General features: G+C 73.8%; 16 protein-coding genes and 1 pseudogene. 4 read left to right on the plus strand and 13 right to left on the minus strand.

The features are described from left to right. The 10 genes and pseudogenes from IE249_RS36575 to IE249_RS07320 all read right to left on the minus strand — a co-directional run. Positions 1–224 (minus strand): annotated as a pseudogene (locus IE249_RS36575) (hypothetical protein); the annotation flags it as partial. Next, the gene (locus IE249_RS07280) at positions 221–1711 is read right to left on the minus strand and encodes an aldehyde dehydrogenase (protein WP_189703934.1); all 1491 of its coding nucleotides are present in this window, start codon (positions 1709–1711) and stop codon (positions 221–223) included. The gene IE249_RS07280 and the pseudogene IE249_RS36575, both read right to left, overlap by 4 nt. 72 nt (positions 1712–1783) lie before the next feature. After that, positions 1784–3241 (minus strand): APC family permease, encoded by a 1458-nt coding sequence (locus IE249_RS07285; protein ID WP_189703935.1) that lies wholly within the window; start codon positions 3239–3241, stop codon positions 1784–1786. A 120-nt stretch (positions 3242–3361) separates the two neighbouring features. Beyond that, entirely contained in the window at positions 3362–3931 is a 570-nt protein-coding gene (locus IE249_RS07290) for a TetR/AcrR family transcriptional regulator (RefSeq protein ID WP_229857850.1), read from the minus strand. Positions 3932–4244: 313 nt separating this feature from the next. After that, positions 4245–5090, minus strand: coding sequence for a fumarylacetoacetate hydrolase family protein (locus IE249_RS07295; RefSeq protein WP_189703936.1), 846 nt, complete (start codon positions 5088–5090; stop codon positions 4245–4247). A 15-nt stretch (positions 5091–5105) separates the two neighbouring features. Continuing rightward, positions 5106–6035 carry a 3,4-dihydroxyphenylacetate 2,3-dioxygenase gene (locus IE249_RS07300; protein WP_189703937.1) on the minus strand — a complete coding sequence of 310 codons (930 nt, stop codon included), beginning with the start codon at positions 6033–6035 and terminating at the stop codon, positions 5106–5108. After that, entirely contained in the window at positions 6028–7491 is a 1464-nt protein-coding gene (locus tag IE249_RS07305) for an aldehyde dehydrogenase (RefSeq protein ID WP_189703938.1), read from the minus strand. The genes IE249_RS07300 and IE249_RS07305 overlap by 8 nt, the downstream gene beginning before the upstream one ends. Before the next feature lie 34 nt (positions 7492–7525). Further along, a complete protein-coding gene (locus tag IE249_RS07310; protein WP_189703939.1) occupies positions 7526–8332 on the minus strand; it encodes an acetoacetate decarboxylase family protein in 807 nt (268 codons plus the stop codon). 12 nt (positions 8333–8344) lie between these two features. Continuing rightward, positions 8345–9553 (minus strand): NAD(P)/FAD-dependent oxidoreductase, encoded by a 1209-nt coding sequence (locus IE249_RS07315; RefSeq protein ID WP_189703940.1) that lies wholly within the window; start codon positions 9551–9553, stop codon positions 8345–8347. A 3-nt stretch (positions 9554–9556) separates the two neighbouring features. After that, the gene (locus IE249_RS07320) at positions 9557–9745 is read right to left on the minus strand and encodes a ferredoxin (protein WP_189703941.1); all 189 of its coding nucleotides are present in this window, start codon (positions 9743–9745) and stop codon (positions 9557–9559) included. Positions 9746–10098: 353 nt separating this feature from the next. On the opposite strand from IE249_RS07320, the gene IE249_RS07325 reads away from it, so the two are divergent. From IE249_RS07325 to IE249_RS07335, 3 genes are all read left to right on the plus strand, one after another. Then, complete coding sequence (locus tag IE249_RS07325) at positions 10099–11454, plus strand: glutamine synthetase family protein (RefSeq protein ID WP_189703942.1); 1356 nt, start codon at positions 10099–10101, stop codon at positions 11452–11454. 19 nt (positions 11455–11473) lie between these two features. Beyond that, positions 11474–12832 carry a cytochrome P450 gene (locus tag IE249_RS07330; RefSeq protein ID WP_308434316.1) on the plus strand — a complete coding sequence of 453 codons (1359 nt, stop codon included), beginning with the start codon at positions 11474–11476 and terminating at the stop codon, positions 12830–12832. Positions 12833–12930: 98 nt separating this feature from the next. Beyond that, the gene (locus tag IE249_RS07335; protein ID WP_189703943.1) at positions 12931–14151 is read left to right on the plus strand and encodes an MFS transporter; all 1221 of its coding nucleotides are present in this window, start codon (positions 12931–12933) and stop codon (positions 14149–14151) included. 284 nt (positions 14152–14435) lie between these two features. Here the strand turns inward: IE249_RS07335 and IE249_RS07340 are convergent, their stop codons facing one another. Then, complete coding sequence (locus IE249_RS07340; RefSeq protein WP_189703944.1) at positions 14436–16973, minus strand: ATP-dependent Clp protease ATP-binding subunit; 2538 nt, start codon at positions 16971–16973, stop codon at positions 14436–14438. 151 nt (positions 16974–17124) lie between these two features. Here IE249_RS07340 and IE249_RS07345 point away from each other — a divergent pair, with 151 nt between their 5' ends. Beyond that, on the plus strand, positions 17125–17868 hold the full coding sequence (locus IE249_RS07345) for a maleylpyruvate isomerase family mycothiol-dependent enzyme (RefSeq protein ID WP_189703945.1): 744 nt from the start codon (positions 17125–17127) through the stop codon (positions 17866–17868). A 23-nt stretch (positions 17869–17891) separates the two neighbouring features. Here the strand turns inward: IE249_RS07345 and IE249_RS07350 are convergent, their stop codons facing one another. Both IE249_RS07350 and IE249_RS07355 read right to left on the minus strand, forming a co-directional pair. Further along, positions 17892–18557 (minus strand): response regulator transcription factor, encoded by a 666-nt coding sequence (locus IE249_RS07350; RefSeq protein WP_189703946.1) that lies wholly within the window; start codon positions 18555–18557, stop codon positions 17892–17894. Next, positions 18554–19780 (minus strand): sensor histidine kinase, encoded by a 1227-nt coding sequence (locus IE249_RS07355; protein WP_189703947.1) that lies wholly within the window; start codon positions 19778–19780, stop codon positions 18554–18556. The genes IE249_RS07350 and IE249_RS07355 overlap by 4 nt, the downstream gene beginning before the upstream one ends. Positions 19781–19880 lie beyond the last annotated feature (100 nt).

Here is a 19880-nt window from a genome sequence, read left to right on the forward strand (position 1 = left end):
GCGAGCCGCGCGGCCACGTCGTCCCGGGCGGGGTCGGCCGGGTGGATGCTCACCGGTTCGCCGCCGGCCCGCCACACCGCCGTGACCAGGGCGCGGGCGTTGACCTCGGCGGCGTGGCGCAGGGCCGAGGTGGTGGCGGAGAAGCGGGCCGGGATCGCGATGAGGGGGCGGGCGGGTGCCGCGACGAAGGGGCGGGCGGGTGCGGGGTCCGGGGTGCGGGTCACAACTGGATCCAGGTGGTCTTCAGTTCGGTGTACTTCTCCAGGGCGTGCGCGGACTTGTCCCTGCCGTTGCCCGACTGCTTCATGCCGCCGAACGGCACGGTCAGGTCGCCCTCCTCGTAGCAGTTGACCCAGACCGTGCCGGCCTTGAGGGCGCGGGAGACGCGGTGGGCGGTGGACAGGTCGGAGGTCCACAGGCCGGCGGCGAGGCCGTACTCGGTGGCGTTGGCGAGGGCGACCGCCTCGTCGAGGTCGTCGAAGGCCAGCACGGACAGGACCGGTCCGAAGATCTCCTCGCGGGCGAGCCTGCTGCCCGGGTCCACGCGGTCGAAGACGGTGGGTTCGAGGAACACCCCGCCGGTCTCCGCCAGGGTGCGCGAACCGCCGGTGCGCAGCCGGGCGCCGTCCTCGCCGCCGTGCCGCACATGCTCCAGTACGCGGCCGAGGTGCGCCTCGCCGACCAGGGCGCCCATCTCGGTGTCCGGGTCGAGCGGGTCGCCCACCCGCAGTGCGCGCGCCCGGGCCACGACCGCCTCGGTGACCCGCTCGGCCACGGAGGAGTGCACCAGGAGCCGGGAGGGCGCGGTGCACATCTCGCCCTGGTTGAAGAAGATGCCCCAGGCCGCGGTGGCGGCGGCCCGGTCCAGGTCGGGGGCGTCGGGCAGGACGATGTTGGGTGACTTGCCGCCCAGCTCCAGCCATACGCGCTTGAGGTTGGAGTCGGCGGAGTAGCGCAGGAAGTGCCGGCCGACGGCCGTCGAGCCGGTGAAGGCGAGCACGTCGACGTCCGGATGGAGTCCGAGGGCCCGTCCCGCGACCGGTCCCTCACCGTTCACCACGTTGAGCACGCCGGGCGGCAGACCGGCCTCGGTGGCCGCCCGGGCGAGCAGCAGCGCGGACAGCGGGGAGTTCTCGGAGGGCTTCAGTACGACGGTGCAGCCGGCCGCGAGCGCCGGGGCGACCTTCCAGCCGGCCAGCGTGAGCGGGAAGTTCCACGGCACCACCGCGCCGACCACTCCGGCCGGCTCCCGGGTGACCAGGGCGAGGGCGTCCGGCGCGGTGTGCGGGGACTCGTCGGTGAGCTTGCCGGCGAGCTGCCCGTACCAGCGGAAGGTGTTGACGACCGCCCGCAGTTCGATGTCGTGGGCGTCGGTGACGGGCTTGCCCATCTCCAGGCTCACCGTGAGCGCGAGTTCCTCGCGCCGCTCCTCGAGGAGGTCGGCGAGGCGCTGGAGGACCCGGCCGCGGTCGGCGGGCGCCCACCGCGGCCACGGCCCGCTGTCGAAGGCCCGGCGAGCGGCGGCCACGGCGGCGTCCACTTCGGCGGTGCCGCCGTCGGCGACCTCGGCCAGCACCTGGCCGTCCCGGGGCGAGACCACGGTGAAGGCGGCGCCGCCACCGGGTTCCTCGGCGCCGTCGATGTGGTGCGCGCGAGGCGGTCGGTACGCCTTCGCCCGGCGGAGCCATTCGTCGTGGGTGACAGCGGGCATGCGGTCCTCCAGACCACGTCGATCGTTCGGAAGAGCGGGTGGGGCGGGGTGGAGCGGGTGGAGCGGGATCGGCTACTGCCCGGTGGTGCGGCCGCGCCGCCTGACCCGTTCGCCGACCACCCCGAGCAGCAGCACCGCCGGCACCGAGAGGGCCAGCCACACGGCCGTGCTGGTCTCCCCGCCGATGAGGGTGGTGAAGTTGGCGAGGATCAGCCAGATCGCGCCCGCGAGGCCGACAGCGCCCAGGGCCGGGGCGATCAGGGTGTTCCAGCGGCGGGTGTCGAGGCGCTCGCGCCGGAAGAAGACGATCACCGACACGGACGTCAGCAGGTAGAGCAGCATCATGGCGAGCACGGCCAGTCCGCTGAACCAGGAGAAGAGGGTCAGCACCGGGTCCTTGCCGGCGAGCGCGAAGGGGACGACCAGGGCGAGGGCGATGACGGTCTGCACCCAGCCGGCGACCCACGGCGAGCGGCGGGCGTTGAGCCGGCACAGGCCCTTGGGCAGCCGGCCGTCGCGGCCGAGCGAGAACAGGTAGCGGTTGGCGGAGTTGTGGAAGGTGAGGATGCCGGCGAAGAGGGAGGTGGCGAGCAGGACGGGCAGCACTTCGTTGACCCAGCCGCCGAACTGCGCGGCGATCGGGGCGAAGACGAAGCCCGCGGAGTCGCCGCTCTCCAGGGCCCGGCCGGCGGCCGCCGGTGCGTGCGAGGCGCCGTAGGCGGAGATGAGCATCCAGGAGGTCAGGGCGAAGAAGCCGGTGACGACCACCACGGCCAGGTAGGTGGCCCGGGGGACGGTGCGCCGGGGGTTGCGGGCCTCCTCGCCGTAGATCGCGGTGGCCTCGAAGCCGAACATGGAGGCGACCGCGAACATCACGGCGACGCCCGGCGCGCCCTGGAGCGCGGCGGAGGGCGAGAAGCTGTCGACCACGCCCAGGCCCTCGGGGCCGCCGCCCTTGAACAGGGTGACCAGGCCGAACACCAGCAGGATGCTGAACTCGGCCGTGACGAAGACGGCCAGCACGCGGGCGCCCATCTCGATTCCGGTTGCCCCGAGCGCCTGCACCACGGCCATGGTGACCAGGGCCCAGACCCACCACGGCAGGTCGAGGCCGAGGTGGCTGTCGACCAGACCGGCCACGATCGAGCCGTAGAGCCCGTACATGGCGGCCTGGATGGCGCAGTACGCGAACAGCGCGACACCCGCGCTGCCGGCGCCGGCGGTGCGGCCGAGGCCGGTGCCGATGTAGGTGTAGAAGGCGCCGGCGTCGACCACGTGGCGGCCCATCGCGACGAAGCCGACCGAGAACAGCAGGACCATCGCGCCCGCCAGCACGTAGGCGGCGGGGGTGCCGGCGCCGTTGCCGATGGCCACGGAGATCGGGGCCGCCCCGGCGATGCCGGTCAGGGGGGCCTGGGCGGACAGGACGAAGAAGAGGATGCCCAAAACGCCCAGCGCATTGGGCTTGAGCGTGGAAGCGGTGGATGTGTCCCGCACGGTCCGCTGCGCGGAGGCCGTCTGACTGTCCACTCGGATCACCTGCCAGAAGTGGGGAGGGTCGTTTCAGGCCAAACGAGTTGCCTCATCGTGCGGGCAAACTATCCGTTTGACAAGGGGTCCAGGACGCCCAATTGCCCTCGCCCCGGATCCTCACCGCGCGGGCGGGGGCTCCTCGGCCAGGTGCGTGAGCAGGGCGCGGAGGGAGGTGAGGGCTTCCTCGGTGACCTCGCGCTCCCCGAAGACCAGCTGGTGCAGCACCAGGCCCTCGAGGGCGGCGAAGACCAGCCTGGTCAGGCCGCGGTCGGCCGGGGCGGGGAGCATACGGGTCAGGTCGCGCCGGGTGGCCTCGAAGTACTCCTCGTACAGCGCGCGCAGGTGGCGCAGCAGCTCCGGGCGGCGCCGGGCCTCCAGGAGCAGTTCGTACTGGAAGGCCTGGAGGTCCGGCCCGTTGTCCACCATGTCCGCCAGGCCCCTGGCGAAGTCGACGGGCCGACCCGTGCCGGGGTCCAGCGCGCTGCTGTCCAGCGAGGAGCGGATGGCGTGGGTGACGGCCTCCTCGATCAGCGCGTCGCGCGAGCCGAAGTGGTGCACGACGAGCCCGTGGGTGACCCCGGCCTCCTCCGCCACGGCCCGGTAGGTGAGCCGGCGCAGCCCGCCCCGGGCCACCACGCGCACGGCGGCGTCGAGCAGGGCCTCCCGGCCCGCGCCGTAGTTCCGCACCCGCTTGCGCGGCCGGGACCCGCCGGCGGACCCGGCGGATCCCGGAGCACCCGGTCCAGCCGACTTCGCACCACCGGACTCGTGGGAGGCCGCACGTCCGGACCCGGCCGACTCCCCGCCACCGGACCCGGCGGATCCCGGAGCACCGGACCCGGCCGGCTCCGCGGCCCCGGCGTCCGCCATGCCGCCTCCCGCGCCGTCCGCCGGACCGGCCCCGCGGGGCGCCGCGGGGCTCGCGGGCTCGGCCGGGTCGGCGGGCGTGGGCGCGGGTACGGGCTCGGTCATGGCCCCGACCCTACCGACGCGCCCCCGCTCAGCGGCGAGGCGGCCGGATCCCACGGAACTCCCAGTCGCCGCCGAGCGCGGTCGACAGCACTTCCTCGGACTCGGTCGGCTGCGCCCCGACGTCCGCGCGGACCGGCGTGGGACCGGTGACGACGTGGTTGGTGAGCCGCCCCAGCCCCTCGACCTCCACCTCGACGACGTCGCCCGGTCGCACGGGGCGCGAGTTGGCGGGCGTGCCCGACAGCAGCACGTCACCGGGGTGGAGGGTGATCGTGCGGGCGATGTCGGCGACCAGGTAGTGCATGTCCCAGGTCATCTCGTCGGTGGAGCCGTCCTGGACCACCTCGCCGTTGACGTAGGTGCGCAACCGCTTGCCGTGGAAGTCCCAGTCGGTGACGAGGCCGGGGCCGAGCGGGCAGAGGGTGTCGGAGCCCTTGACCCGGAGCATGGAGCCGGCGTCGGTGTCGCGGAAGTCGTGCAGGCCGAAGTCGTTGGCGACGGTGTAGCCGGCGATGTACTCGCCCGCCTCGGCCGGGGCTATGTTGCGCGCGGTCCGGCCGATGACGATGGCGACCTCGCCCTCGTAGTTGAGCCACTTGCAGCCCTCGGGGCGCACGATCGCGCCCCGGTGCGAGTTGAGGGCGGAGGTCGGCTTGTGGAAGTAGGTCGGGGTGCGGGGCAGGCCGATGCCGAACTCCTCCACCCGGCTGCGGTGGTTGAGGTGGACGGCGATCACCTTGGAGGGGACGACCGGGGGCAGGTGCCGGGCGTCTTCGGTCTTCACCCGGCGGCCGTCCCCGGCGACGAGTTCGTCCCCGTCGACGGTGACCTGGACGGCGGCGCCGTCGAGGAGGACGCGGCGGAATTCAGGCATGGGGGACCTTCCTGGTTACGGCTGTGAGGTGGGGGCGGCGGTGGAGGCGGGCAGGCCGGCGCCGGTCCAGCCCCCGGCCGGGCGGTCGAACCACAGGTGGACCTGGCCGGTGCCGATGGAGTTCTCGTACTCCCCGTACTGGCGGGCCCGCGCCACGCAGGCCCGCTCGCCGAGCGCGCCGGCCATCATCAGGTAGTGGAAGAACCTCGCCTCGGGCCTGTACTTCCAGAACTCGTCCATGGTGTCGAGGACCTTGTCGTGGCGGCCCTCCTTGAACCAGGCGATCCGCTCGTGGTCGGCCTCGCGGGCGGCGGGCGTGAAGATGTGCGCCGGGTCGCTGGACTCGTGGTCGCGCAACTCGCGCAGCGGCCAGAAGGTGTGCGACAGCGCACCGGAGGCGATCAGCAGGACGCGCCGGCCGGGTGTGGCCGCGATGCCGTCCGCGAGCGCCCGGCCCAGGCGCAGGTGGTCCTCCATGTCGCCGGTCTGGCAGACCCCGATGGTCACCCACCGCTTGCCGGGCAGGCCCTCGCCGAGGAACTTCCAGAGGTTGATGGTGGCGTAGTAGACCGGCAGGAAGGCGTCGTCGACGGGGGTGATCCAGGTGCCGTGCTTCTCGGCGAACCCGGCTATGTTGCGAGCGAGTTCGGGGTCGCCGGGATAGTCGTACGGCATTCTGCACATGCCGCGCGGCAGTTCCTCGGAGGTGAACAGGCCGGCCCGGCGCTCCTGCGCGGTGACGACGAACTCGACGGTGGTGGCCCAGTGCGAGTCGAGGACGACGACGGTGTCGTAGTCGTCGCGCGCGAAGACGTCCTCGCGCAGTCGGCGCAGGCCGGTGACGAGGGTGATCTCCTTGCCCTCGTTCAGGGCGAGCCGGTCGGCCTCGGGCAGCACGATGGTGGGGACGTGGGCGAGCAGTCCCGCCCCGGTGATCTCACCCATGGCCGTTGAATCCCTTCGAGGCGGTGACGGTGTTCTTCAGGTCGCAGTAGAAGTCGAAGCTCCAGGTGCCGCCCTCGCGGCCGACGCCGGAGTGGCGGGAGCCGCCGAAGGGCGCGCGCAGATCGCGGACGAAGAAGCAGTTGACCCAGACGGTGCCGGCGACGAGCCGCTCGGTGACGCGTGCGGCGCGCTCGGCGTCGCCGGTGGCGAGGGTGGCGGCGAGGCCGAAGCGGGTGTCGTTGGCCAGCCGGACGGCCTCGTCCTCGGTGCTGAAGGTCTGCAGGGTCAGTACGGGACCGAAGACCTCCTCCTGGACGATCTCGGAGTCCTGGGCGACGTCGGTGAGCAGGGTCGGCGCGTAGTGGTGGCCGTCGCCGCGGTGTCCGCCGAGGACCACGCGGGCGCCGGCCGCGACCGCCCGCCGTACGAAGCCGTCGATCTTCTCCAGCTGGCGCTCGTGGATGTTGGGCCCGATGTCGGTGCTCTCGTCGCGGGGGTCGCCCTGTCTGAGGGCCGAGGCCCTCTCGGTGAAGCGGCGGGTGAACTCCTCGGCGACCGTCTCCTCGACCAGGAGGCGGGTGGCGGCGAGGCAGACCTGCCCGGCGTTGTCGTACTGCTCGACGGCGAGGTCGACGGCGAGGTCCAGGTCGGCGTCGGCGAACACCAGCAGGGGCGACTTGCCGCCGAGTTCGAGGCTGAGGGGGGTGAGGTTCGCGGCGGCCGACGCGGCGATCCGGCGGGCGGTGGGCACCGAGCCGGTGAAACTGATCCGGCGCACGTCCGGGTGCGAGGTGAGCGCGTCGCCGATCTCGCAGCCGTAGCCCTGGACGACGTTGAGGACGCCGGCCGGCAGGCCCGCCTCGGCGGCGATGTCGGCGAGCAGCGAGGCGGTGAGCGGAGACCACTCGGCGGGCTTGAGGACCACCGTGTCGCCCGCGGCGAGGGCCGGGGCGACCTTCCAGGTGGCCAGCATCAGCGGGGCGTTCCACGGGGTGATCAGGACGCAGGGCCCGGCGGGGTCCCAGCTGACGTGGTTGGTGTGGCCGCGGGTGTCGAAGTCGTCGTGGCCGAGGGTGAGCAGCCAGTCGGCGAAGAAGCGGAAGTTGTGCGCGACGCGCGGCATGACGCCTCGGCGGTGGGAGCGCAGCAGGGCGCCGTTGTCGCAGGTCTCGACGATCGCGAGGTCTTCGAGGCGCTTCTCCACGCCGTCGGCGATCGCGTGCAGGATGCGGGCGCGCTCGGCGCGCGGGGTGGCGGCCCAGCCGGGGAAGGCGGCCTTGGCCGCGGCCACGGCCGCGTCCGCCTCCGCCGCGGTGCCCCGGGCGATCCCGCCGAGGGTCGCGCCGTCGACGGGCGAGACGTCGGGGAAGGTCGTGGCGGAGGCGACGCGTTCGCCGCCGATCCAGTGCCGGGTGTCGACGGCGACCCCGGCGACGGTGAGGGTGTGCTCGGTCATGTCCGGGTCTCCAAGTCCTCTGGTGAATGGGGGGTCACTGAGCGCCGGAGGTGCCGGACTCCAGGAGCCGTCCCCCGTCCCACACCACGCCGACCTGCCGGTAGTACGCGGCGATCGGCTCGCGGATCTCCAGCCGGGCCAGTTCCTCATTGGGCGCCTCGAACAGCTCCAGCTCGGCGTCGCCGGTCCAGGCCTGCCCGCCCTCGAAGGAGGCGGCGCCGGACTCGATCAGCTCGTCCAGTGCGAGGCCCTTGCCCTTCTCGATGGAGGGCAGCCAGCGGTGGTGGGCCATGGGGTGGCCGTTGACGAAGCCGTTCACCGGGGACGGCTCGCGCAGGGTGACCACGGCCTGGGCCAGACGCCGGTCGGCGGCGGCCAGGGTCGCGCCGAAGCGGGCGCCCGCCTCGACGCGCGGGGCGGGGCCGTAGGGGTGCGGGCGGGTCTGGTGGATGGAGCCGAGCTTCTTGGGATAGCCCTGGTGCAGTCCGCGCGCGATGGCGAAGTCCTTGTCCACCCAGATGTAGACGCAGCGCGTGTAGGTCTGTCCGCGGTACTGGCAGCGGACCACGGCGAAGGCCTCCTTGTACTGGGCGCGCACGGGGTCGAGCAGCTCCTCGGCCGAGGACGAGCAGGACTGCCAGTCGGCCCAGATCAGCGCTACCGCGCCGGGGTCCTCATCGGCCAACTCCAGTGGTTCGGGCAGCAGTTCGCGCACGCGGTCCGGGTCGGTGCGGTACTCGACGGTGAGCAGGTCGCCGGAGTAGTGCCAGGGCGGCGAGGGGATCAGCGACGAGGCGCCCGTCGCCGTCTTGGGGTGGAGGTATCCGCGGACGGTGGTCATGGCAGGCGTTCCTTACGCGGTGAGGGCGGGCGTCTTGAGCAGTTCGGCGCGGTGGCGGGCGGCGGCGGCCGCGGCACCCGTTCCGCCGAGGGCGACGACACCGACGAGCCGGCCGCCCCGGTGGTAGCCGGCGAGCAGGTCGCCGTCCGGGCCGCCTTCGATGACCCGCACGTCGTCGAGGCCGAGGGCGGGAGCGCCGAAGGACTGGAGCCGGAAGTCGTGCTGGTCGCTCCAGAAGGTGGGCAGCGGCGCGAAGGGCGCCGGCTCGGGCTCGGCGCCGCCGAGCTGGGCGGCGAGCACGCGGGCGGCGTGCTTGGCGGTGTCGGTGGGGATGGACCAGTGCTCGACCCGGCGGGGTACGCCGTCGTAACGGGCGTTGGGGAAGCGGGCTACGTCGCCGACCGCGACCACGTCGGGGCGGCCGCCGGCGCGCAGGTGCTTGTCGGTGAGGACCCCGTCCGTGAGGTCGAGGCCGTTGCCGTCGAGCCACTCGGTATTGGCGACCGAGCCGACCGACTCGACCACCACGTCGGCCGGGAGCACGGTGCCGTCGTCCAGCACCACTCCGGTGACGTGGCCGTCACCGTCGAAGCCGGTGACGCCGGCGCCGAGCGCGAAGCGCACACCGCGCGCCTCGTGCCGCCGGAGCAGGGCCCGGCCGAGGAGTTCGCCGAGGGGTCCGGCCATGGGCAGGGGCAGCGGGTCGACGACGGTGACCTCGGCGGCGCCGAGGGCGACGGCGGTGGCTGCGACCTCGCAGCCGATGAAGCCGGCGCCCACCACGACCACGCGGACGCCGGGCCGGGTGAGGGCCGCGCGCAGTCCGCGGGCGTCGGCGAGGGTACGCACGGTGTGGCGTCCGGCGAGGGGGCCGGGGCAGCGCAGCCGGCGGGGGCGCATGCCGGTGGCGACGACGAGAGCCGCGTAGGACAGGGTCCCGCCGTCGTCGAGCCGGACGCGCCGCCGGTCGAGATCGGCGGAGACGACCTTGGTGCCCAGGCGCCACTCGACGTCGGCGACGGCGGCGCGGGGCCGGAAGGCCAGCGACTCGAAGGAGGCCTTGCCGGCCAGCACCTCCTTGGACAGCGGCGGCCGGTTGTAGGGCATGTGGGGCTCGTCGCCGATCAGGGTGATCGGCCCGGTGTGTCCGGCGGCGCGCAGCTGCTCGGCGGCGCGCAGGCCGGCCATGGAGGCGCCGGCCACCACGACGGGTGCGCTCACGGCTCAGTCCTCGATCCGGATGGCCTGCAGCGGGCAGACGTCGGCGGCCTCCTCGACCTCGTCGCGCAGCGCGTCGTCGGGGTCGGGGACGTAGGCGAGGCGTCCGGCCTCGTCGAATCGGAACACGTCGGGGGCGGCGAAGACGCACTGTCCGTGGTCCTGGCACTTGTTCATGTCGACGACGACCTTCATGGCCGGTCCTCCTGGTGCTGAGGGCGTCGGGGCGGGGGACTGGGAAGACGGGGAGAGGAAGGGGCCCGGTCCGGATGCGGCCGGGCCCCGGCCAACGGGGTGGGCGAGAGCCGTACCCCGGACTCGTTTGGCGTCAAACAACATAGGAACCGAGCCGGCCCTGGTCAATACCTATCCGGATGGATAAATTTTTCGGGCCGGCCTCTTGCGGCGAGGCGGGCGGGCTCCATACCGTTTGGTACCAAACGTTGAGCGGCCCCTGCTCCTCCCCGCAGTGCGACGCCGCCCCCGCGCCCCTCCCCCGGCGCCCGCTCGGGCCCGGGAGCGCCCCCCATCCCGCAGAGGAGACACCGGTGAGCGCATCCGACTCCCCATCCCCAAGCCGGCACCTGGACCGGCTCGCCGCCGAGGGCGTCGACGTGGTCCGGGTGACCTATCCCGACCTCATCGGCACCGACCGCGCCCGGGACGTCCTGCTGGAGCACCTGCCCTCGGCCTGCGACCACGGCCTGGCCTTCTGCCGCGCCGTCTACCACACCACCCCGCAGGGCGACGTCGTCCCGGTCGCCGGCGGACTGGACGCGGGCCTGCCCGACGTCTGCGTACGGCCCGACCTCGGCACCCTCCTGCCGCTGCCCTGGGAGCCGGGCGTCGCGAGCTGTCTGGGCGAGGTCACCGACCCGGTCACCGGACTGCCGGCCCCCGAGTCGCCCCGCGACCTGCTGCGCACGGTGCTCGGCCGGGCCCACGAGCGCGGACTGCGCCCGGTGGTCGGGCCCGAGCTGGAGTACTTCCTGTGCGAGGCCGCGCCCGGCTCCCCGCGCGGCTGGCGCCGCTACAGCGAGGCCCGCGGCGTCGTCTACACGGCGGGCCTGCGCGCGGACCACGACAACCACCTGCTGCGCACCCTGCGCCTGCTGCGCGACGCCGGGCTCGGCGTCAGCAGCGGCAACCACGAGTTCGACGGGTCGCAGTTCGAGATCAACCTGACCCACTCCGGGGCCCTGGACGCGGCCGACCGCGCCTTCCGTTTCAAGGCGGCGGTCAAGGAACTGGCCCGCAAGGAGGGCCGCCTGGCCACCTTCATGGCCAAGCCCTTCGCCGACGCGGGCGGCTCCGGCTTCCACCTCCACCTGTCCTGCGAGGACGAGGACGGCGCCAACGCCTTCGACGACCCCCCGGCGCCGCACGGCCTGTCCGCCACGGCACGCCACGCGGTGGCGGGCGTCCTCGCCCACGCGCCCGCCCTCGCGGCTCTCGCCAACCCGACGGTCAACTCCTACAAGCGCTTCGGCCCGGACACACTGGCGCCCTGGCTGATCGACTGGGGGCTCGACAACCGCAGCGCGATGGTCCGCGTCCCGCCCGAGCGCGGCGCCGGCGCCCGCTTCGAACTGCGGCTCGGCGACGCCGGTGCGAACCCGTACCTGCTGATCGCCGGGACCGTCGCCGCCGCCCTGCTCGGCATCGAGGCCGGCGAGGAGCCCCCCGCCCCGCTCGACGGCTACGGCTACGACACCGCCAGGGCCGCCATGCTCCCCACGAGCCTGTCGGCCGCCCTGGACGCCCTGGAGGCGGACACCCCCCTGACCGACCTCCTCGGCAAGGCCTTCACCACCTCCTACCTGACCTACAAGCGCGACGAGGTCGAACGCTTCCGACGGCACGTCACCGACTGGGAGTTCACCGAGTACGCCTACCACCTGTGACGCCGAGGAGACGCCACCCATGAGCACGCCCACCACCGCGCGGACCGAGCCGTCCGCGACCGACGCGCCGGCCGTGACCACCGCGTCCGCGGCCGCCGCGCCGTCCCCGGCCGACGCGATCCGCGAGCCGCTGGCGCTCGCCGACGTGAACCTCGCCGACCTCGACAACTTCACCGACGGCATCACGCCCTGGCGCATGTTCCACACCCTGCGCCACGAGGACCCGGTGCACTGGCAGCCCGAGGAGGCGCCCAACTCCGGCTTCTGGGCCGTGACCCGGCACGCGGACATCGCCCGCGTCGACCGCGACGCGGAGACCTTCACCTCCACGAGGTTCGTCAATCTCGAGGAGGTCGACGACGACCAGATCAAGAAGCGCGCCTCCATCATGGAGCTGGACGGCGTCCGCCACCGCGCGCTGCGCAGCCTGATCCAGCGCCAGTTCGGGGCGGGCGTGATCAACAGTTACGCCGACTTCCTGCGCGGCCTGACCGCGACCACGCTGGACAAGGCGCTCGCCAAGGGCACCTTCGACTTCGTCAAGGAGGTCTCGGCGGACTTCCCGATCAACGTGCTGGCCCGGCTCCTCGACGTGCCGCAGGACGACAACCAGCAGCTCATCGACTGGGGCAACCGCATCATCGGCAACACCGACCCCGACTACGCCGACGTACTGCTGCACAGCGAGGAGAGCGAGAAGTACCGCGACCTGCCCTTCCGCTCCCCCGCCTCGCTGGAGGTCTTCGCCTACGGCCGCGAACTGGCCCGGCAGCGGCGCGGGGGCGAGGGCACCGACCTGGTCTCCCGGCTGGTCAACGGCTCCCCGCGCGACGGCGTCCCGCTCTCCGCACAGGACTTCGACAACTACTTCCTGCTGCTGGTGGTGGCCGGCAACGAGACCACCCGGCACACCATCACCCACTCGATGCTGGCCCTCCTCCAGCACCCGGAACAGCTCGCCCGGCTCCAGGAGGACCCTTCCCTGATCCCCGCCGCCGTCGAGGAGTTCCTGCGCTGGGCCTCCCCCGTCTACCACTTCCGCCGCACGGCCACCCGGGACGTGGAGCTGGGCGGCAGGCGCGTCAAGGAGGGCGACAAGGTCGTCATGTGGTTCGCCTCCGGCAACCGCGACGAGGAGGTCTTCGGCAACCCCTACGACTTCGACGTCACCCGGCAGAACAACGACCACGTCACGTTCGGCAAGGGCAGCCCCCACCTGTGCCTGGGCAACCTCCTGGCCCGCACCGAGATCCGCATCATGTTCGAGGAGCTGATCCCGCGCCTGGCCGGCATCCGTCTCGCCGGCGACGTTCCCCGGGTGCGCTCCAACTTCGTCAACGGCATCAAGCGGCTGCCGGTGGAGGTCACGCTCGCCTGACGGGCGCCGGCGCTCCCGTGGCCGCCCTTGCCGCGGAGCGCCGGGCCTCCTAACCTGCATTTGTGCCGCTACTAAACAAAGTCCGTTCGCACAGTGCCGTGCCGGACCACACCCTCGCCCGTCTCCGTGTCGCCCTGACCACCTTCTTCGCCCTGGACGGCTTCGTCTTCGCCGGCTGGGTCGTGCGCATCCCCGCCATCAAGCACCAGACCCACGCCTCCGCGGGGGCCCTGGGCATGGCCCTGCTCGGCGTGTCCGCGGGCGCGGTGATCACGATGACCCTGACCGGGCGGCTGTGCCGCCGGTACGGCAGCCATCCCGTCACCGTCGTCTGCGCGGTCCTGCTGTCCCTCAGCGTCGCGCTGCCCCCGCTCACCCACTCCGTGTGGGCCCTGGGGGCCGTACTGCTGGTGTTCGGCGCCGCGTACGGGGGCATCAACGTCGCCTTCAACAGCGCGGCCGTCGACCTGGTGGCCGCGCTGCGGCGGCCGGTGATGCCGACTTTCCACGCCGCCTTCAGCCTGGGCGGCATGGCGGGCGCGGGCCTCGGCGCGATCGTCGCCGGGCACCTGTCCCCCGCGCGCCACCTGCTCGGCCTCACCGTGATCGGGCTCGCCGTCACGGCGGTCGCGGGCCGCACACTGCTGCGGATCCAGCCACCGGCCCCGGCGGACGAGCCGGTCCCGGCGGACGAGCCCGGCCCGGTGGACGAGCCCGCCGGCCCGTGGGGCCGCGAACGCCCCGGCGGTTCCGCCGTGCGCCACGCGGGCGGCCGGACCCGGGGGGTCGTGCTCGTGCTGGGGCTGGTCGCCCTGTGCACGGCGTACGGCGAGGGGGCCATGGCCGACTGGGGCGCGCTCCACTTCGAGCAGGACCTGGGCGCCTCGCCGGCTGCCGCCGCGGTCGGCTACTCGTGCTTCGCGCTGGCGATGACGGTCGGGCGGCTGAGCGGGACGGCCCTGCTGGAACGGCTGGGCCGCACCCGTACGGTCGTGGCGGGCGGCGCCACCGCCGCGGCGGGCATGCTGCTCGGCGCGCTCGCGCCCTCCGTGTGGGCCGCGCTGCTCGGCTTCGCCGTCACCGGCCTGGGGCTGGCCAACCTCTTCCCGGTTGCCGTCGAGCGCGCCGGCGCCCTCGCGGGCCCGAGCGGCGTCGCGACCGCCTCCACGCTCGGCTACGGCGGCATGCTCCTCGGCCCCCCGGCGATCGGCTTCATGGCCGACTGGCTCTCCTTGCCCGCCGCGCTCACCAGCGTCGCCGCACTCGCGGCCGTCGCCGCCACGATCGGCTTCGTGACCCGTCGAGCGCTGCACGACTGACGCGGAACGGCCGCCCACGCGGCGGGGCCCGACGCCGAGGCGGAGGACGCGGCGGCCGTCACCGCGACGACGGCCGGCAGTCGCCCACGGACGTGCTGTGCAGCCACCCGCGGCACATGGCCGAGGCGGAGTGCGCCGCGGCCCGAGCCGCGGCGCCACCGCCGAGCCCGGTGGTCCCGGCGGCGCCACCGCCAGGACCACCGGGACGGTCCACCACGCCGGCCCCGCCGGCCGCGTCCGCCCCGCCGGCGCCGCTCGCTTCCCCCGCGCCGCTCGCGGGAAGGTCAGGCGGTCGGCGCGGTGGCGGTCGCCTGGCCGTCGCCGCCCGGCGCCGTCGGCCGTTCCACCCGGCAGACCAGGGCGTCGTTGACGACGTCGGCCACAATCGTGTCGCCCGGGTCGGCCGAGTCGCTGAGCAGCAGGGAGGCGATGCGGTTGTCCAGCTCGGACTGGATCGTGCGGCGCAGCGGGCGGGCGCCGAACTCCGGCTGGTGGCCGTGCGCGACGAGCAGCCTCTTCGCGGCGTCGGTGACCTCCAGCTCCATGCCCTGGGCCCGCACGCGCCGCCTGCTGTTGTCGAGCAGCAGGTCCACGATCCGGTCGAGGTCCCGCTCACCGAGCGCGTGGAAGATGATGATCTCGTCGATGCGGTTGAGGAACTCGGGCAGGAACCTCGCCCGCAGGTCCTCCATCAGCTCGTCCTTGATGGCGCTCACGTCGCCGTGGTGGGCCAGGATCCGCTGGGCGCCGATGTTGGAGGTCATGATGACCACGGTGTTGCGGAAGTCGACGGTGCGGCCCTGGGCGTCGGTGAGCCGGCCGTCGTCGAGGACCTGGAGCAGGGTGTTGAAGACGTCCGGGTGGGCCTTCTCCACCTCGTCGAACAGCAGCACGCTGTACGGCTGGCGGCGCACCTTCTCGGTGAGCTGGCCGGCCTCCTCGTGGCCGACGTAGCCGGGCGGGGCCCCGACGAGCCGGGAGACCGTGTGCTTCTCCTGGAACTCGCTCATGTCGAAGCGGACCATGCGGCTCTCGTCGCCGAAGAGCAGTTCGGCGAGCGCCTTGGCCAGCTCGGTCTTGCCCACGCCGGTGGGACCGAGGAAGAGGAAGCTACCCACCGGCCGGTCGGGGTCGCTCATGCCGGCGCGGCTGCGGCGCACCGCCTGGGCGATGGCGGTGACGGCCTCGTCCTGTCCGACGACCCGGTCGTGCAGGGCGTCCTCCAGCTTCAGCAGCCGTTCCTTCTCGGTCTCGGTCAGCTGGGCGACAGGGATGCCGGTGCGCCGGGACAGCACGTCGGCGATGTCGTCGACGGTGACCTCCAGGACGCCCTCGCGGCGCTCGGCGAGCCCTTCGAGCTCGGTCTCCACCTCGACGATGCGGTCCTTGAGCCCCGAGGCGCGCTCGAAGTCCTCGGCGGCGACGGCCTCGTCCTTCTCGCGGCGCAGCTTGGCCAGCCGGTCCTCGCGCTCGGCGACCTCGGTGGACCGGCCCAGCGAGCGCAGCCGCACCCGGGCCCCGGCCTGGTCGAGCAGGTCGATGGCCTTGTCGGGCAGGAACCGGTCGGTGACGTAGCGGTCGGAGAGCCCGGCCGCGGCGGCGAGGGCGCCGTCGCTGTAGCGGACCTGGTGGTGGGCCTCGTAGGAGTCGCGCAGGCCCTCCAGGATCTGCACGGTCTCCTCGACGCTCGGCTCGGGCACCATGACCGGCTGGAACCGGCGCTCGAGGGCGGCGTCCTTCTCCACGTACCGCCGGTACTCGTCGAGGGTGGTGGCGCCGACGACGTGCAGTTCGCCGCGGGCGAGGGCCGGTTTGAGGATGTTGCCCGCGTCCATGGAGCCCTCGCCGGTGGCGCCGGCGCCGACGACGGTGTGCAGTTCGTCGAGGAAGAGGACCGTCGACTCCGAGGCCGCCTTGACCTCGTCGATGACGTTCTTCAGCCGCTCCTCGAACTGCCCGCGGTACTGGGCGCCCGCCACCAGCCCGGTCAGGTCGAGCGCGACCACCCGCTTGTTCTCCAGCGTCTTCGGCACGTCCCCGGCGACGATCCGCTGGGCGAGGCCCTCGACGATCGCGGTCTTGCCGACGCCGGGCTCGCCGATGAGGACGGGGTTGTTCTTGGAGCGGCGGGAGAGGATCTCCACGGTCTGCTCGATCTCCAGCGCCCGCCCGACCACGGGGTCCAGCTTCCCGGCCCGGGCCTCCTCGGTGAGGTCGCGGCCGTACTGGTCGAGGGTCGGGGTGGTGCTCGGGGTCTCGGCACCGCCCTGGCCGGCCTCGGCGCGCGCGGCCGTCTCGGCGCCGCGGCGCAGTTGCTCCGCCTCGAGGCCGTGCGTGGCGAGGACCCGGCCGGCCGCCGCGCCCGGGGTGTCCAGCAGGGCGCCGAGGATGTGTTCCGGGCCGATGTACGACACTCCGGCCGCCCGCGAGTGCTCGTAGGCGCGCAGCAGCACGCGCTTGGCGGCCGGGGTGAGGCCCGGCTGGGCGGAGGGGACGCCGCTCTCGCCGGGCAGCGCCTCGGCGAGGTCGGAGCCGAGCCGGTCGGGGTCGGCCCCGGCCTGGGCGAGCAGACCGCGGGTCGGTTCCACCTGGGTGCACGCCCACAGCAGGTGCTCGGTGTCCAGGTCGGAGCTGCCGTCCTCGGCGGCCCGGCTGGTGGCGCGGTTGATCAGTTCGCGCGCGGACTCGGTCAGCAGCCGTCCGATGGGCACCCTCTGCACCTGCGGGGGCGAGGCTCCCGGCGTCATGCCGAAGAACCGGTTGAGGATCTCGGAGAACGGGTCCGGGCCGCCGAAGGAGGCGCCGAAGGGGGACATCGTCATGATCGCCGTCCGGGACACTGGGAAGTGAGTCCTCTCCACCCCAACCCACCGGATGGCCCACCGCAACGCGGCATACGCCGACCCGGGACGCGGGGCCGCCGGGCGGGACCCCCTTGCCCGGGTGCGGGGCCCGTCGGGCACACTCCCTCGCATGGACACCGAGGAGTTCCTGCGCGCACTCGACCAGGAAGGCCGCCTGCTGGCGGCGGCCGCCGAGGAGGCGGGGACGGGGGCCGGGGTGCCGCCCTGCCCCGGCTGGCGGGTGCGGGACCTGCTGCGGCACACGGGCGCCGTGCACGAGTGGGCCGCCGCCTTCGTCGCCGACGCCCGTCCCGCGCCGCGCCCCATCGGCGACGGTCCGGACCTCGACGGCGCCGAGCTGGTGGCCTGGTACCGCGAGAGCCACCGCCGGCTCGTCGAGACACTGGCGAAGGCCCCTTCGGACGTCGAGTGCTGGACGTTCCACCCGGCGCCCTCGGCCGACCCCTCTGCGCTGGCGTTCTGGACCCGCCGCCAGGCGCACGAGACGGCGGTCCACCGCTTCGACGCCGAGTCGGCGCGCGGCGGCGCCCCGTCCGCGATCGGCGCGGACTTCGCCGTGGACGGCGTCGACGAGCTGCTGCGCGGCTTCCACGCCCGCTCCCGCAGCCGCGTCCGCAGCCCCGAGCCGAGGGTGCTGCGGGTGCGCGCCACGGACGCCGACGCGGTGTGGACGATACGTCTGTCCAACGCGCCGCCGGTCACCGTCCGGGATGCCTCGGGCCCGGCCGACGCCGAACTCACCGGGCCGGCCGACCAGTTGTACCTGTCCCTGTGGAACCGGCGCCCGATTCCTGAGGTGACCGGAGACCCCGCCCTCGCCGGACTGTGGCGGCGGACCTCGGCGATCACCTGACCCCGCGATGGACCTGGCGTACGTCAGCCCAGCCAGCCCGGGCGGACCAGTCCCGACTCGTAGGCGAGGACGACCAGTTGGGCGCGGTCGCGGGCGCCCAGCTTGATCATGGTGCGGCTGACGTGCGTCTTGGCGGTCAGCGGGCTGACCACCAGGCGGCGGGCGATCTCGTCGTTTGACAGGCCGATGCCGACCAGCGCCATGACCTCGCGCTCGCGATCGGTGAGCCGGGACAGCGCGCCGGCGGCCGCGGGCTGCTTGGAGCGGGCGGCGAACTCGGCGATCAGGCGGCGGGTCACGCCGGGCGAGAGCAGGGCGTCGCCGGCGACCACCGCCCTGACGGCGCGCAGGAGTTCATCGGGTTCGGTGTCCTTGACCAGAAAGCCCGAGGCGCCGGAGCGGATCGCCTCGAAGACGTACTCGTCGAGTTCGAAGGTGGTCAGCATGACCACCTTGACCTCGCCGAGCGCCGCGTCCCCGCTGATGCGCCGGGTCGCGGCGAGGCCGTCGAGCAGTGGCATGCGGATGTCCATCAGGACGACGTCCGGGCGCACTTCGCGGACCTGGCGCACGGCCTCCTCGCCGTCGGCGGCCTCCCCGGCGACCTCGATGTCCGGCTGCGCGTCGAGCAGGGCCCGGAAGCCGGCCCGCACCAGCGACTGGTCGTCGGCGAGCAGTACGCGGATCACCGCTTCTCCTCCTGGTTCCTCAGGGGCAGTACGGCCAGCACCCGCCAGCCGCCGCCGGGCCGTTCACCGGCGTCGATGGTGCCACCGAGCGCGGCGGCCCGCTCCCGCATCCCGGCCAGCCCGTTGCCGCTGCCGCCCGCGTCCGCGCCGGTTGCCGGCCCGTCGTCGTCGATACGCAGCCGCAGCGTGCCGCCCTCGTGCGCGATGCGCACCCGGGCGCGCCGGGAGCCCGAGTGCCGCACGACGTTGGTGAGCGCCTCCTGGACGATGCGGAAGGCGGCGAGGTCGGCACCGGGCGGCAGCGGGGGCGCCTCGCCCTCCACCTCGACGGTGAGTCCGGCGCCGGCCGCCTGTTCCACCAACTCGGGCAGCCGGCCGAGGCCGGGCGCCGGGGCGCGCGGGGCGGCGCCGGGGGCGCGCAGGGTGTCGAGCACCTGGCGCACCTCACCGAGCGCCTCCTTGCTGGCGGCCTTGATGGTGGTGAGCGCGGTGCGCGCCTGCTCGGGGTCGGTGTCCAGGAGCGCGAGCCCGACGCCGGCCTGGACGTTGATGACGGAGATGCTGTGGGCGAGGACGTCGTGCAGTTCGCGGGCGATCCGCAGCCGTTCCTCGTCGGCGCGCCGCCGGGCGGCGGCAGCCCGCTCGGCGCGCTCCCTCGCCCACTGCTCGCGGCGGATCCGGGCGAGCTCGGAGACGGCGAGGAGCGCCACCACCCAGGTGGCGATGACGAGTTGCTGCCCCCAGGAGGAGGCGGTGTCGCCGGACGGGGGCAGCAGGCGGTAGAGCCGGAGGGCGATGAGCGCGTGCCCGGCCCACAGCGCACCGACGGCCGTCCAGGCGGCCCGGCGGTGCCCCGCCACCACCGCGCTGAAGCAGGCGACCACGACGGTGAGGAAGACCGGCCCGTACGGGTATCCCGCGGCGAAGTAGGCCAGGGTGGCCGCCGCGGTGCCGAAGACCACGAACACCGGGTACCGCTTGCGCCACAGCAGCAGCCCGGAGGTCACCAGGAGCAGCAGCACGGCGTAGACGTCCAGCGGCTCACGGTGGCCGTGCTGGTTGCGGGCCGCGAAGGAGGAGCCGATGAGCACGAAAGCGGTGAGTACGACGGTGGACACCCACGGCCACCGGCCGCCCGGTCCTTCCTCGCCGCGACCTCGCCGTGCCGGCCCGGGCCGGCCCCACCCCGGCGGCCCGTCCCGGCGTATGCGCTGCTCTCCCATGACGGCCACGCTAGACGGCCCCCGCCGCGGGGCGCGTCGGCCGCAGGAGGTGATCACCCGTACTCCCGGAGAAGTACACCGGGCGGGCCGGACCGAGCGG

The organism is Streptomyces anandii JCM 4720 (assembly GCF_014650655.1).
GTDB classification, from domain to species: Bacteria; Actinomycetota; Actinomycetes; order Streptomycetales; family Streptomycetaceae; genus Streptomyces; species Streptomyces anandii.